Here is a 14,435-nt window from a genome sequence, read left to right as displayed (position 1 = left end):
GAATGAGGGGCATGAAGACCCTGCTGCAGTTCATCGCCACCGCGCTCGCCGAGATCGTGGGTTGCTACCTGCCCTGGCTGTGGCTCAAACAGGGCAAGCCGGCCTGGCTCCTGCTGCCAGCCGCCGCGAGCCTTGCATTGTTCGCCTGGCTGCTCACGCTGCACGGGACGGCGGCCGGGCGCGTCTATGCGGCCTACGGCGGCGTCTACATCGCGGTCGCGCTGATATGGCTGTGGGCCGTCGACCAGGTCCGGCCGACAGCTTGGGACCTTGCGGGTGTGGCGGTGGCGTTGCTTGGCATGGGCATCATCATGTTCCAGCCGGCACGCTGAGGACTCAGGCAGCCAGCCGCCTCACGTGAGCTGCGGCGCGCTTTACTGCGCCACCATCACGCCCGCGAACGCGCTGGCTGCAAGCGCCGCATCACGCACGAGCTTTTCGACGATCCGCGCCGCCGGCTCGATCTCATCCGCAAACCCACCCGCCGGCCCGAGCGACACGATACCGCCATCCACATCGCCCTCCTCGTACACCCGCTGCCGCGTACGCGACGACAGGATCAGGTCGCCGAACTCGGCATGGCTTCGCGCCCCGCCCGCTTCCAGCCGATGTACCTCGCGCGCCGCGTCGTTGTGCAGCACGCGCCAGGTGTCGCCGAGCGAACCCAGGATGGCCGTCGAACAGTACTGGTCGGCATCCACGATGCGTTGCTTCAACGCATCGTGTGCGCGGACCTCGCGGGCCACCATGAAGCGGCTGCCCATCACGACGCCGTCCGCGCCCAGGGCCAATGCCGCCGCGATCTGTCGCCCGCTGCCGATGCCGCCGCCGAGCACCAGCGGCAGGCCGATCTGTTCGAGCGCGAAGGCGCCGTTGACGAAGGCCGACAGCGGGTTCGCGCCCGGATGGCCGCCCTCCTCGCAGCCCACCAGCGCGATGGCGTCGACGCCGAGCCGCGCCGCGCTTTGCGCGTGGCGCACGCTGGGGCACTTGTGCACGAGCAAGCCTCCGCCGCGATGGATCGCTTCGACCAGCCGCTCGGGCGAGTCGCCGGCACTCTCGAAATGGCGTACGCCTTCCTCGAGCGCAACCTCGATCCAGCCCGGCACGTGCCGGTTCGCGCCCGGCCGGCGCGAGAGCGTCAGGTTGACGCCGAAGGCCTTGCCCTGCGTCAGCTCGCGGCAGCGCCGCAGGTCTGCGCGCAAGTCCTCGAGCGACTCGAACGACCGCGCGGTGATGAACCCCATCGCACCGGCATTGACGACGGCTGCGACGATGCCCGACTGGCCCAGGTGGTGCATGCCCCCGAGCAGGATCGGATGCCGGATGCCGAACAGATCGGTGATGCGCGTCCGAAAGGCCATGCCCTTCAACTCACCTGGCGCGACTGCCCCGCCCAGTGCGGCTCGCGCAGTTCGCGCTTGAGCACCTTGCCCGCCGCCGACAGCGGCAGGGCCTCGCGGAACTCGATGCTCTTCGGGCACTTATAGCCGGCGATGAAACTGCGGCAGTGGTCGTGCAGGCCCGCATCGTCGAGCTGCGCGCCGGGCTTGCGCACCACCACCGCATGCACCGCCTCGCCCCATTGCGCATGCGGCACCGCGATGACGGCGCAGGCCTGCACGGCCGGATGCCTGGCAATGACGTTCTCGACCTCGGCCGAGTACACGTTCTCGCCGCCGCTCACGATCATGTCCTTGAGGCGGTCGACGATGAAGACGTGGCCCCCTGCGTCCATGCGCGCGCCGTCGCCGGTATGGAGCCAGCCGTCCCGCAATGCGCGCGCCGTTTCCTCGGGCTTGTTCCAGTAGCCCAGCATCACGTTGGGCCCGCGCACGATGAGTTCGCCGACCTCGCCGCGCGGAACCTCCTGGCCGTTCGCGTCGACCACCTTGACCACGACGCCAAAGGTGGCCCGCCCGGCCGAGCGCGACAGGCCCGACGCTCGGCCTTCGGCGCCATGGTTCTCGGGCGGGTTCGAGGTCGCGCCGCCGCATTCGGTCATGCCATATGAATGCGTGAATGCCACGCCGGGCAGCGCGGCCATTGCGCGCTCGAGTACCGATTCGGCAATCGGCGATGCACCGTAGACCATGCGCTTCAGGCTGCCCAGGTCGAAGCAGTCGAACTCGGGATGCGTGATGAGCGCCTGCAGCATGGTGGGCACCAGCAGCAGGTCGGTCACGCCTTCGCGCTCGATGGTCTGCAGCACCTCGCGTGCATCGAAAGTCGCGGCCAGCACGTGCGTCTCGCCGGCGATGAACTGCACCAGCGCGCGCCCGATGCCCCCCATGTGGAACAGCGGCGCCACGTGCAGCGCCACGCCGTCTCCCTGCATCGGCGTTTGCGCGAGGCGCTGGATGCCGATGGACCACAGCGTCCAGTGGCTGTGCACCACGCCCTTGGGGAATCCGGTCGTGCCGCCGGTGTAGAGGATGCAGGCCAGGTCGGTCCCGGCGCGGTCCGCGTCCTCGACGGGTGTCGCGGCCGCGATCAGCGCTTCGAAGGACACCATGTCCCGGGGTGCCTCGCCGGCGCCGGCGTAGATGAAGACAGGCACGCGCTTCGCCGAAGCGCGGATGCCTTCGACGCGATGCAGGAAATGGTCGTCGACGATCAGGATGCTGGTGTCGCTGTCGTCGAGCGAATAGACGATCTCGGGCACGCTCCAGCGCGTGTTGACCGGGTTGAGCACGCCGCCGCCCCACCACACGCCCATCATGTATTCGAGCCAGTGGTCGGAGTTCACGCCCAGCATGCCGACGCGGTCGCCGGGCGCCATGCCGATCGATTGCAACGCACCGGCCAGGCGCGCGACGCGGTCGCCGAACTCCCTGAACGTCCGGCGCCGGCCGTGGAAGACGGTGGCCACGGCATCGGGCGTGGCCTGGATCGAGCGCTGCAGCGCGAGCGTCATGGACATGATGGGCGCTTTCAGTGGGTGGCTGCCGTCTTCTGCGGTGCGGCGGATCCGGCGAGCGCTTCCTGCTCCTGCAGTTCGCGCCAGGCGATCTTTCCGGTGGCGTTCTTCGGCAGTGCGCTGACGATCTGCACGATGCGCGGCGCCTTGTAGGTCGCCATGTGTTCGCGGCACCAGGCCAGCAGGCTGGCGCTGTCCTCGGTGCTGCCGCGGCGCAGCGTGACGACGGCCTTGACCGTCTCGCCGCGTCGCGTGTCGGGCGCCGCGATCACGCAAGCCTCGAGGATCGATGGATGCTCGTGCAACGCGGCTTCGACCTCGGCCGGCCAGACCTTGAAGCCCGACGCGTTGATCATCCGCTTCAGGCGATCGCGCATGAAGACGTAGCCTTCTTCATCCATGCTCGCGATGTCGCCGGTGCGAAAGAAGCGCTTGCCGTCGATGGCGATGAAGCTCTCCGCATTGGCGCGCGGATGGTTCCAGTAGCCCAGCATGATCTGCGCTGCGTGCACGACGATCTCCCCGGCCTCGCCCGGCGCCACCGGCCGCAGCGAATCGGGGTCGATGATGCGCAGGTCGACCCCGAAGGTCGGCAGACCGAGGCAACCCTTCTTCGGCTTGTAGAGGGGATTGGCGCACAGGAAGTTGGCGCTCTCGGTCAGGCCGTAGCCTTCGACGTAGTCCAGGCCGTAGCGCGACTTGAGGATGTCGTTGACGTGCTGCGGCGTGGCCGCGCCGCCGCCGGTCACGATCGACAGGCTGCTGAGGTCGCGATGCTCGATGCCGGGTTGCGCGAAGAAGTCGACCAGCATCGCCGGCAGCGCTGCCCAGAAAGTCACGCGATGGCGCTCGATCAAGGTCGCGGCGGCCTCGCGGTCCCAGCGCGGCATCAGCACGATGGTGCCGCCCCAGAAGATCGCCGAGTTGACGTTGTTCTGCAGCCCCAGCAAGTGGAACAGCGGGGCCACCGCCAGGTAAACCGACGACGGGTTGGTGCGTCGCCATAGCGATGAACCGACGCACGACGTCATCACAGTGCGGTGCGTATGCATGCAGGCCTTGGGCTTGCCCGTGGTGCCCGAGGTGTAGGGCAGCATGCTCAGGTCATCCGGACCGGCGCGGTGCGGTTCGGGCACGCAGGCTTGCGCCAGGGCGGCGTTCCAGGCGATGGCGGCGTCGGGTAGCCGAACGTCCGCCATTTGCGTGCGCAGCCAGTCGGGCGCCGGCAGGCCCTCGTCCTCGACGCCCTTCACACCCTCCGGGCCCAGCGCGTCGCCATAGGCATGCACGACGAGCTTTCGCAGCGGGGTCGTGCCGACCAGCGGTGCGATGCGGTCGAGCAGTTCGCTGGCAACGAAGGCTGCAACGGCGCCGCTGTCGTTGACGATGTGCTCGAGCTCGTCGCGCAGCAGCATCGCGTTGACCGGCACGAAGACCGCATCGGCCCGCAGAATCGCAAAGTAGGCCGCGATGAACTGCGGGCAGTTCTGGCTGAACACGATCACGCGGTCGCCCGGCACCACGTTGCATTCGCGCTGCAGGTAGCCGGCCATGGCCTCGACCTCGCCGAGCAGCCGGCTGTAGCTGACCGCGCTGCCCTGGAAGTGGATCGCGGTCTTGGCCGGGTAGCGCTGCGCCGACGTTTCGAGGTTGCGGAACAGGCTGGTCTCGGGAATGTGGGCCACGCGCGGCAGCCCGCAGCGCGCCCGCGCCGCGTCGATGGCGAGCGCACCGGTCGGGCGCTCGATCACATCGCCAGGCGTCGGGCAGGGGTGGCTCGCTGTCGGAGTTGCGCTGGGTACGTGCATGGTGCTGTCCGGGTGGGGTTTGTCTCTTGATCCGGAACGAGTAGACCAGCGCGCCACAGCGCATCGGCCACCCCGATCGGGTGGCGCCGCGCGGCGGATCAAAGGCTGCAACCACCCGCCCTGGGTAGTGCGGATGGCGCCCCGCTTGCCCACCATCGATCGGCACTCCAAGGAACACGAAGCATGGATTCCCACACCCCTTCCCGCCCCGGCCGCCGCCTGCTCCACACGCGCCAGATCGTCTGCGAGGGCTTCCTCCGCGACGACGGGTTGATCGACGTCGAAGGCACGATGCGGGACATCTCGCCCCGGGGGAGCGACCTGTTCTTCAAGCCGCTGGGCGCGGGCGAAGACCTGCACCGCATGCGCGTCGTGATGACGGTGGACGACGAGCTGGTCATCCAGAACCTGGAGGTGCATACCGAGGCCGCGCCGACGCCATGGTGCGCGGCCAGCAACCCTTCGTACAGTGCGCTGGCTGGGTTGAAGATCGGCCCGGGCTTCACGAAGAAGGTCCGCGCGCTCGTCGGCGGGAACAAGGGCTGCACGCACCTGACCGAGTTGCTCGGCCCCTTGGCCACGACGGCCATGCAGGCGCTGTTCGCGATGCGCCGCGAGACGAACAACCTGCGCACCCTGCACGCCGCGCCGGGTCTGCTTCCCAAGCCCGCACTGGCAGACACCTGCCAGGCCTATCGCAGCGATGGCGAGGCGCTGAAGGCGATCTGGCCGCTCCATCGGCGGATGCAGCGCGCTGAAACGTAAGCGATCATTTCGCCGGGTCTCGGCGCCATGCAGCCGACCCCATTCGCCAACTGGCACAAGCACAGCCGCCTCGGCACCGCGCCTGGTCACGATCTGCGGACCGGTCCGCCAGGCAGGCGTCGAGGAATTCGCCAAAACGCGCTTTTGCGCCTTGCACAGGCCAGGATTTCACGGGAGATCGGTCTCTCGGCGGCGTCAGTCGCAAAATAGGCAATGCGCACTCCAACACTCAGGAAGTCTCTCCGCCCCATCGCCTGCCTCCAAGTACGCAGTCAGAAAAATCAACAAGATGCACGCGCTCGGCGGCTTCCTGGGCGTTTACGACCAGCATGAGTACTTGGGCGAACGCCGCGCGGCCCTTGAGACCTGGGCGGAATTTCTGACCGCATGCGAAGCCGGTGAACCTTGGCGGCAAGGCAATGTGATTGCGCTGCGAGCAGCCGCATGAAATTCCTCGCCTGCACGCCGCAGACCGTGCGCGAGAGCATCGTCAGCCGTCTCGACGGCAACGAAACCGAGCCGATGGGCATGCGGGCGTCACTGGCCAAAGCGGAACCCGGAAATCGACCGGCCATCGCGGCGGAAATTGAATGCCTGGAGCGCCTCGGTTGCGATCCGCGAATGAAGGCGGCCTACGATTTGCTGTTGGCGGCGCCCGCTCTCACACCGCGGACATCGACGTGTTCATTGGCGCCGGCTGGGTCGCTCATCGAAACTACCAGACTGTTCGCACCAATATCAAAGCGGCCAAGACCCTGGTCGGAAAGGTGGGTAAAGCGGCTTTCCAGCTCGCCGAGCTCCTGCACCAGATAGCGCCAGAAGTAGGGCAATACTTGCCACCCGAGTTCGTCAGCCTGGAGGCGCTGATTGAACGAGCCGACCATGACCAGAACCATCGGAATTTCCACATGTGGCGCGGCCTGAAGCGGATCCTGCTGGGCCGCGACCGCGGGAGTGTCGAGGATGACGATAGCCGGCCTGCAAGTGCCCCGGCCGATCACCCTGCTGTCGAGCTGGAGTTCGTCGACCCTGATGCGCATCAGGACACGGAGTCACCAGCGGCGACTCGCGGCGCCATCCGTTACGCATGGGATGTCAGTCCCGACGTTGCGAGCGCCCTAGCCGGCCTGAGCCGTGCTGCATCCGAGTGGGCGCCCATCGAGTCCGATTTTGTCGGCGATGGCATCGCAAGCAGGAAGAACGCGCCAAAGGCACAGTACCTGCGCGGCTTCCTTTCGCTACTGCTTGCGAACCGCATTGAGTTGTCGCCGGCAATCATCGAGGCTGCTGTCGTCACTGCAACGGTGGTATTGAATTGGCCGAACGACCCAGTCCTTGCGTCGGAAGTGCGAAATGCGCGCGCACAAGTAGCCACCTGACTGTCAAGAAGATCCGGCGCTCAACACGGCTCCGAATCTTTTTCCCGAAGCCCAAGCCCCTGCATATTGTCTGGAGTCACCACAACAGGTGACTTCATGTAGCGCGTGGTTGCGCGGCACTGCCTGTCACCTTCAACAAAGGAGTCTGTGCATGTCGAAACCTTCAACCAACCAGCCCTTGTATGGCGCGCTCCCAGCCGAGGGGTTCGTGCGCCAGAGCAAGCTTCTCGATGTTCTTCCCTTTTCCGATGCAACGCTGTGGCGCCGTGTCGGAAATGGCACTTTCCCCAAGCCGAAGAAACTCAGCGAGAAAGTCACGGCCTGGCGCGTCGAAGATGTGACCAGAAGAACCGCATGCGCGCCGCTTCAAGTCGAATGATTCGACTGTGGAAAAGCTGGGCGATTTGCTGGTCGACAACCCCCAGGGCCTGCTCGTGTTTCGCGACGAACTGACCGGCCTTCTGGCCTCGTGGGAGAAGGAAGGCCACGAAAGCGACAAGGCCTTCTATCTCGAAGGCTGGAACGGCACGGGCAGCTTCAATATCGACCGCATTGGGCGCGGTAGCCTGCGCATCAAGAACCACTGCCTGGGCGTATTCGGTGGGATTCAACCCGAGTTGCTGCAACGCTATCTTGCAGCCATGTCAGTGGCACTCGGCAACGACGGCCGAATCCAGCGATTTCAGGTGATGGTGTATCCGGACAGTGTCGCATGGGAGTGGCGCGACAGGCATCCGGTAAAGGGCGCGCGCGAGGCCGTCCGCGATCTCTTTGACCGCCTTGCGCACTTTGATCCGGTGCAAGACGGCGCGGCGCCGGCTGACGATTTCGTCAAGCTCCCGCACTTCCAGTTCGACGACGAAGCCCAGGGCATCTTCGTGGAGTGGTGCGCTGAGCTGCATAACGTGCACATTGCCGCCGAGCAAAACCCGTTCATGCGCCAACACCTTGGCAAGTTCGAGAAGCTGTTCTGCGCGATGGCGCTGATCCTGCACTTGGCCGAGGATGGAATCGGCCCCGTGAAAGCGAGTAGTGCATTGCGTGCGGCTGCGTGGTGCGAGTACCTGGCCGGACACGCCCGGCGCATCTACGGGTTGGTGGAGGTATCGAGGGTCAATGCTGCCCGCTTGGTTGGCCGGCGCATCGCCGACGGAAAGCTGCTTGACGGCTTCACTGCGCGTGACGTATTTCGCAAGCAATGGACAGGAGTCACGTCCATGCTGCAGGTCGACAGCGCGCTCTTCAGCCTGGAGGAACATGGATGGATCCAAGGTGTCGAACTGGACGGCACTACCGGTCGGCCAACAACGCGCTACTACGTCAATCCTCACATTTTGAAAGGCTCGGCGTGATTGACTGGGGGCGGCGCGCGCGGGAGCATCTTCTGGGGACCGTGCACTCGCAAGCTGACAAAACTGACGAAACCCGTCCCCAGTCACTTTTGTCAGTTTTGTCAGTAGGCGCACTTGACGTGCCTGAGAAATGCGACCTTGCCAATGAAGCCCCGGGCGGCCCGGGAAACGACGGCGCAGTCGACACCGCCACCTCGGACGCGGTCCTTTCGACCGGGTGCGAGCCTAAGCACCGCCGCGAAGTTTCGGACCGCGTCTCGTGCCTTGGATATTAGTTGGGCACTTCGGTGAAAGCTGCCTCCAGCTACTGCGCCGCCGGTAAGCAGAGCGTTTGCCCTTCGAGGAGATCGGTCGGCCCTTCGTTAACAGTCGGCGTTCTCAGTGGCTGAACAGTAGGTCGGGATGTCGAGCATCCAGCGAACACAGTAGGTACGCGGGCCGCACCGTATGCGGACAGCAGCTACGGGTCCGTTGTCGCCGGTCGCGGTCCCAACGGCCCGGACCGCTTCCGTTCGCGAAGCAGACCTTCAGTGCAACAGCCAATAGGTTGGAACGCATCGCAATACTGATCAGGCTCGCATCCTTGGATGTTGGCGGGCGAAGGCGTCAACGAGCCAGTGTCGAAGGTCGAGACGTGCGCCGGCGATCGCCCTGGGAAAGGCTCGTCAGCCCCTGTCGTCGCGTGCCGGGTCCGGGTACACCAGAGGGCCGAGATGTCCACGCTCGAACGGCTTCCATGCGCCTTCCGCCTGTGCCAAACGATCGGCTACGGCGTACAGGACGGCAGGATTGAATCCAAGCCCGACGTGACTGCCGAACACCTCGATGTTCTCCGACCGGTGGCCCGTCTTCTCGACACTGCAGCGCCACGAGACCACCCCGTCGCTGCGACTGAAGATCGACGTCGTGGGCACCCCGGGTGTCGGCGTGATCCGCTGCATGCGCGACGGGTCGTGCGAACTCTGCCTGCTCAGGAACTCGTAGAGGCGCCAGGCGTTAGTCGCGCGGGGACTGCCTCGAAAAGGGGTGCCCAGCGTGACCACGCTGCGCACCCGCTCGGGATGCATCGAGGCCAGAAGTCGGGCATAGACGCCGCCCAGGCTCCAACCGACCAGGCTGACCTTCCTGCCGCTCTTGTCGTTGAGCGAGACAAGCAGGTTGCGCATTCCTTCTTCAACGCCGTCGCGCGGGCCGAGATTGCGGCCGAGGCCCCAGCCATGCGCGTCATAGCCGCGGCTGGCCAGAAGGCGCCGCAGCAGCACCGTCGAGCCGTCACCTGCAATGAGCCCCGGTAGGACGACCACGCTGTGCCCGTCGCCACGCGGCGCGAGTTGCAGCAAGGGCCACATGGCCATGCCGGCGCCCGTTTCCCACAGGCCGCGCAACTCTGCCAGCCACAACAAGTGCGATGGAGGCGCAATGCGTTGTGCCGCTTCGCTCATTGAAGTTCTCCCTGAACGGTGCCGCCGTTACCGGTCACGGCGCCTCGCTCGCCGCCAAATTTCTCCGACGCACGACACAACGGGTCCACGCACCGGTTGGCACTCGCCGCGTCCGTCAGGAAGCGTCGCGCGGCCAGCCACAAGGCGACGGCGGTCACCAACGCCGCAACCGGAACCACCATGCTCATCGATGCCTGCAACCCGACCGCGCGCGCAGCCTCGGTGATGGCACCGCCACCGGCCTCCTGCATCGCCTGCGTCGCATATCGATCTGAAAGCAGACCGGTCACGACAGACCCGAAGCCCGCGCCCAGCACGTACTGGAAGAAGAAGTACACGGCCATCGCCGTGGCGCGCAAGCGCGGCTCGACCACGTCCTGCACTGACGGATAGACGGTGACGTAGTACATGAAGAACAGGAGCCATCCCGCCGACAACAGGATCGTGGCGCCGACGACATCCCCCGCCGAGCGCACCAATCCCGCGTACAGGAGCGGTGCAGCGAGCAACAGGCAAACAGCGCCGAACACGAGGCGGCCTCGCGGAAAGGCAGCGCGAATCTTGTCCGCAATCCAGCCGCCGAGGGTGAGCCCCAGCAGGCCGGTGAGCCCCAGCACGACGGCGGAGACCAAGCCTGCCTGCGCTACGCCCACATGGTGATAGCGCACCATCAGGGCTGGCAGAAAGGTGTTCATCGCATACACCGCGAAGTTGTATGCAGCCCCCGACAAAATGATCCACCACAGGGTCGGGATGGCCGCCAGGCGCCTGTAGGGCCTGTCGATCGGCGTTGCGGCGTCGAGCTTGTAGGTCTCTTGTTCGCCGCGCACCGGCTCACGCAGGGCCAGCACCACCAGCGCAAGAATGAATCCCGGAATGGCCGCGATATAGAAGGGTGCGCGCCAGCCATGGTTCTGTGCGATCCATCCCACCAGGGCGAAGCATGCGAGGCTGCCCAGCGGCAGGCCCAGCATGAACAGGCCGATCGCACGGGCGCGCCGGTTTGACGGGTACATGTCGCCGATCATCGAATTCGCGGCAGGAGCGCAACTCGCCTCCCCCACGCCGACGCCGAGGCGAACGAGCAGGAACGACGTGAAGTTCCACGCCATCGCCGATGCCGCCGTCATGAGGCTCCAGACAAACACGCCACCGGCCAGCACGCGCGTGCGGCGCAAGCGGTCGGACAGGCGACCGAGCGGCAGGCCGGCTATCGCATAGACGAGCGTGAACACCGTGCCCAGCACGCCGAACATCGTGTCATCGAGCCCGAATTCCTTCCGGATGGGCTCCAGCACCACGGCCGGAATCGTGCGGTCGAAGAAGTTGAGGAAGTTGATGAGGAAGAGGACCAGGAGCGTGTACTTCACGCCTGTTCGCGCCGTTGCGGTCATGTTGATCTCGATTGTGTGGGTGGGGGTGCAGGTCACGTGCGCAATGTTCGAAGCACTTCTTCGCGCAGTGCGCGTCGAAGAATCTTTCCGACGTTTGACTTTGGCAACTCGTCGCGGAAGCGGATGTGCCTGGGCTTCTTGTAGCCCGTGAGCTGTTCGGCACAGTGCCTGGCCAAGTCGGCCTCTGTGAGCGCGGCATTCCTTCGAACGACGAAGAGCATCACGGCCTCGCCGGTGTTGGCGTCCGGAACGCCAATGGCTGCGCTCTCGAGCACGTCGGGGTGCTTCGAAGCGACTTCCTCGATTTCGTTGGGATAGACGTTGAAGCCGGAGACGAGGACCATGTCCTTCTTCCGGTCGACGATCGTCGTGTAGCCGCGCTCGTCCATGATGCCGATGTCGCCGGACTTGAAGAATCCGTCAGCGGTCATGGCGGCGGCGGTTTCGTCGTCGCGCCGCCAGTAGCCCGCCATCACCTGCGGACCCCGGATGGCGATTTCCCCGGGCTGGCCCGGCGGCAGCGCCTGGCCATCATCGTCCAGGATGCGGATCTCCACGTTGGGCAAGGGCAACCCGATCGTGCCGGTGTATTCCTGGCTGTCGGCGCGATTGCATGTCACGCCGGAAGAGGTTTCCGACAACCCGTAGCCCTCGATGATCGGGCAGCCGGTCACCGTCAGCCACTTGCTGGCGACGGACTCCTGCACCTTCATGCCGCCGCCATTGGAGATGGCGAGTTCGGAGAAATCGAGCTTTGCGAATTCGGTGTTGCCGGCCAATCCGTTGAACAGGGTGTTCACCGCGGGAAACATGTGAAGCTTGTGCTGCGCAAACGTCGCGATCATCCCGGCGATGTCGCGCGGGTTCGGAACGAGGATGTTCAACGCGCCCAGCCGCATGCCGAGCAGTCCGCACGTGATGAAGGCGAACACGTGATAAAGCGGCAGCGCGCAGACGATGGTGAATTGCCCAGTGCGCGGCTTGCGCTGCATGCCCGGGAGCGTCCATGCCTCGGAGGCGAGGAGGTTCGCAATGATGGTCTTGTGCAGCAGGGTCGCGCCCTTGGAGATGCCTGTGGTGCCGCCCGTGTATTGCAGTACCGCCACGTCGTCGCCACGGATGTCGTGGCGCTTGAGCTTCAGTCCGCGCCCGGCGGCGATGGCGTCGTTGAAGCGCGTGACTGAATGGAGCCCCGAGGCGATTGCCCCGTTTCTTTCGGCCTGGGTGTCGCCCCCTGGCATGTCGCCGCTCGCACACAGCACGATGTGCTTGATCTCCGTGCCACCGACGACTTGTGCCAGGGTTGGCGCGAAGTCCTCAAGAATGACGATCGCCGTGGCGCCGGAGTCCTTCAGTTGGTGCGCCAGTTCACGCGCCGTGTAGAGCGGGTTGACGTTGACGACGACCAGGCCGGCACGCAGCACTGCCGCCATGGCCACGGGATACTGAAGGAGGTTTGGCATCATGATCGCGACACGCTCGCCACGCGCCAAGCCTTGCGCCTGCAACCAGCTTGCGAGCGCGCACGACAAGTCGTCCCACTCGCCGAAGGTCATGGCACGCCCGAGGCAGACATAGGCGTCGGCAGCGTGGTGTTTCGCAAAGCTCTCTTCGAACAGCGCGATCAGCGATCCGTACTCGGCGACGTCGATCTCGGCCGGAACGCCCGGCGGATAGTTTCGGGTCCAGAAGCGGTCCATGTCATGCCTCGTTGCTTGCATGAACGGCAACAGCCCGAGCCTTCTTCTTCTGAGCCGTACCTTTGTGCAGCGGGTCATCGTTCGCCTCTTCAGCCACCGCGCACGGTGACGAAATCGGAAGGGCCTTTGTCAGGGCCAGCATTTCGAGGTGTTCGGCGAGCACAAGGTCACCAAGGTCCCCGATGTCCGGCACCGCGCGCCGGCACGCAATCAAGCCGTACTCCAGCGATCCGGCATAGCTCTGCACCGTCATGTTCAGCGCCATCCCATGGCCGGGAATGGAGACCGGGTAGTAGGTCACCAGTCGGGCGCCGGCAATGTAGAGGGGAACCTGCGGCCCTGGCACGTTCGACACCACGACGTTGGCAATCGGCGGAATGACGTTGGCCAGGCGCGAGCGGCCATACAGAGACGCGAGGCCCGACACCAGCCAGGGCGCGCCGAACGAAGGAAAGTCGGTAGGGATGGCCGCCTTCACATGACCCATCAGGTTCTTTGTCGCGACGGACGAGTCGTGAATGACGCGCACGCGCTCCAGCGGATCCTTGATGTCCGAGGCCAGAGTCATCAGGGTCATGGTTACCTGGTTGTTCGATGCGGTGTTGCCTTGCTCGCGCAGCGTGACCGGAATGGCGGCCGACATCGATTTCTTCGGCACGCCACCGGCATCCGCGAGATAGCGGCGCAGCGCGCCCGAGCACGTCGACAGCACCACGTCATTGAGCGTCACGCCAAGGCGCTTGGCGATCTGCTTGACTTCCGTCAGCGGCACCGATCGGGCGGCGAAGCTTCTCTGGTTCGTGACCGACACGTTGAACGGCGTCTTGGGGCCGATCAGCTTGAAGTCCTTCGGCGAACCCAACGGCGAAGCGCCGTCCGGCTGCGGCAGCACGATGCTGCGCATGGCCTGGGCCATGTCAGGAAAGGTCTTGATGATCTTGACGTATTGCGCGATGGTGTTGGTAACCGCGGCACCCGCGAGTTCACCGACGCCGAGTTGGTATCGCTGTGTCTGTGGCCTGGCACGCGGCGGCCGCACCTCGCGCGGTTGCCGGGTGACGTCCATCAGCGCGTTGGCGAGTGCCACGCCCGCCTGGCCGTCGATGCCCGCGTGATGGACCTTGCTGTAAAGGGCGGCCCGCCCGCCCTGCAACCCCTCGATGACGACCATCTCCCAGAGCGGACGGCTGCGATCCAGCAGGGTCGAGTGCAGCCGCCCGACCGTCTTTTCAAGTTGGTCCATCCGGCCCGGACGGGGCAGGGAAATTTGACGGACGTGATAGTCCAGGTCGACGTCCTCGTCCTCCACCCACACCGGGTTGGAAAGTTCGAAGGGCATGAGCGCCAGCTTGCGCGTGAATACATCGCACAGATGCATTCGATTCGCCATGTGCGCCTTGACGCCTTCGACGAAGTCGCCCTTGTAGCCATCGGGAAGTTCCAACAGATGCAGGCTGCCCACGTGCATCGGCATTTCTGGTGATTCCGCGTGCAGGAAGCCCGCGTCGAGTCCGCTGAGGTGTTTCATGAAAATCTTGTCTCCTTCGATGACATCGAGTGTCCGGTCGCGGGCAGTTTCGGGAAAGGTTCGTTGCGGTCGCGTTGCGGGTGAACACCGGCCACGTCGCCATAGGGATTGCTCTCAGGCGACCGCGCGCAGATCACCGAAAATCCG

13 protein-coding genes are annotated in these 14,435 nt (G+C 65.3%); 6 read left to right on the top strand and 7 right to left on the bottom strand.

What is annotated here, in order from left to right:
• Positions 1-11: 11 nt before the first annotated feature.
• Positions 12-332: a YnfA family protein gene (locus WKW80_RS03250; protein ID WP_340362073.1), complete on the top strand. Its 321-nt coding sequence runs from the start codon at positions 12-14 to the stop codon at positions 330-332.
• 42 nt (positions 333-374) lie between these two features.
• Here the strand turns inward: WKW80_RS03250 and WKW80_RS03245 are convergent, their stop codons facing one another.
• From WKW80_RS03245 to WKW80_RS03235, 3 genes are read right to left on the bottom strand one after another with little or no spacing between them, the layout of a single operon-like run.
• Complete coding sequence (locus WKW80_RS03245) at positions 375-1,364, bottom strand: NAD(P)H-dependent flavin oxidoreductase (protein ID WP_340362072.1); 990 nt, start codon at positions 1,362-1,364, stop codon at positions 375-377.
• A 5-nt stretch (positions 1,365-1,369) separates the two neighbouring features.
• Entirely contained in the window at positions 1,370-2,923 is a 1,554-nt protein-coding gene (locus tag WKW80_RS03240) for a long-chain-fatty-acid--CoA ligase (RefSeq protein ID WP_340362071.1), read from the bottom strand.
• 11 nt (positions 2,924-2,934) lie between these two features.
• A complete protein-coding gene (locus tag WKW80_RS03235; RefSeq protein ID WP_340362070.1) occupies positions 2,935-4,728 on the bottom strand; it encodes a long-chain-fatty-acid--CoA ligase in 1,794 nt (597 codons plus the stop codon).
• Positions 4,729-4,911: 183 nt separating this feature from the next.
• On the opposite strand from WKW80_RS03235, the gene WKW80_RS03230 reads away from it, so the two are divergent.
• From WKW80_RS03230 to WKW80_RS03210, 5 genes are all read left to right on the top strand, one after another.
• Positions 4,912-5,493, top strand: a complete 582-nt coding sequence (locus tag WKW80_RS03230; RefSeq protein ID WP_340362069.1) for a DUF2889 domain-containing protein — start codon at positions 4,912-4,914, stop codon at positions 5,491-5,493.
• 289 nt (positions 5,494-5,782) lie between these two features.
• The gene (locus tag WKW80_RS03225; RefSeq protein WP_340362068.1) at positions 5,783-5,941 is read left to right on the top strand and encodes a hypothetical protein; all 159 of its coding nucleotides are present in this window, start codon (positions 5,783-5,785) and stop codon (positions 5,939-5,941) included.
• Between the two features lie 232 nt (positions 5,942-6,173).
• On the top strand, positions 6,174-6,872 hold the full coding sequence (locus WKW80_RS03220; protein WP_340362067.1) for a hypothetical protein: 699 nt from the start codon (positions 6,174-6,176) through the stop codon (positions 6,870-6,872).
• A gap of 208 nt (positions 6,873-7,080) precedes the next feature.
• Positions 7,081-7,251 (top strand): helix-turn-helix transcriptional regulator, encoded by a 171-nt coding sequence (locus WKW80_RS03215; RefSeq protein WP_340362066.1) that lies wholly within the window; start codon positions 7,081-7,083, stop codon positions 7,249-7,251.
• Positions 7,252-7,258: 7 nt separating this feature from the next.
• On the top strand, positions 7,259-8,224 hold the full coding sequence (locus WKW80_RS03210; protein WP_340362065.1) for a DUF3987 domain-containing protein: 966 nt from the start codon (positions 7,259-7,261) through the stop codon (positions 8,222-8,224).
• A gap of 665 nt (positions 8,225-8,889) precedes the next feature.
• Here the strand turns inward: WKW80_RS03210 and WKW80_RS03205 are convergent.
• From WKW80_RS03205 to WKW80_RS03190, 4 genes are read right to left on the bottom strand one after another with little or no spacing between them, the layout of a single operon-like run.
• Complete coding sequence (locus WKW80_RS03205; RefSeq protein ID WP_340362064.1) at positions 8,890-9,666, bottom strand: esterase/lipase family protein; 777 nt, start codon at positions 9,664-9,666, stop codon at positions 8,890-8,892.
• On the bottom strand, positions 9,663-11,060 hold the full coding sequence (locus WKW80_RS03200) for a spinster family MFS transporter (RefSeq protein ID WP_340362063.1): 1,398 nt from the start codon (positions 11,058-11,060) through the stop codon (positions 9,663-9,665). The genes WKW80_RS03205 and WKW80_RS03200 overlap by 4 nt, the downstream gene beginning before the upstream one ends.
• Positions 11,061-11,092: 32 nt before the next feature.
• The gene (locus WKW80_RS03195) at positions 11,093-12,760 is read right to left on the bottom strand and encodes an AMP-binding protein (RefSeq protein WP_340362062.1); all 1,668 of its coding nucleotides are present in this window, start codon (positions 12,758-12,760) and stop codon (positions 11,093-11,095) included.
• A gap of 1 nt (position 12,761) precedes the next feature.
• On the bottom strand, positions 12,762-14,288 hold the full coding sequence (locus WKW80_RS03190; RefSeq protein WP_340362061.1) for a WS/DGAT/MGAT family O-acyltransferase: 1,527 nt from the start codon (positions 14,286-14,288) through the stop codon (positions 12,762-12,764).
• Positions 14,289-14,435: the final 147 nt, after the last annotated feature.

The sequence above is a fragment of the Variovorax humicola genome, assembly GCF_037889915.1.
In the GTDB taxonomy this organism is placed as follows: domain Bacteria; phylum Pseudomonadota; class Gammaproteobacteria; order Burkholderiales; family Burkholderiaceae_C; genus Variovorax; species Variovorax humicola.
The sequence above is the reverse complement of the archived record's forward strand: the minus strand, read 5'-3'. Positions and strand labels throughout refer to the sequence as shown.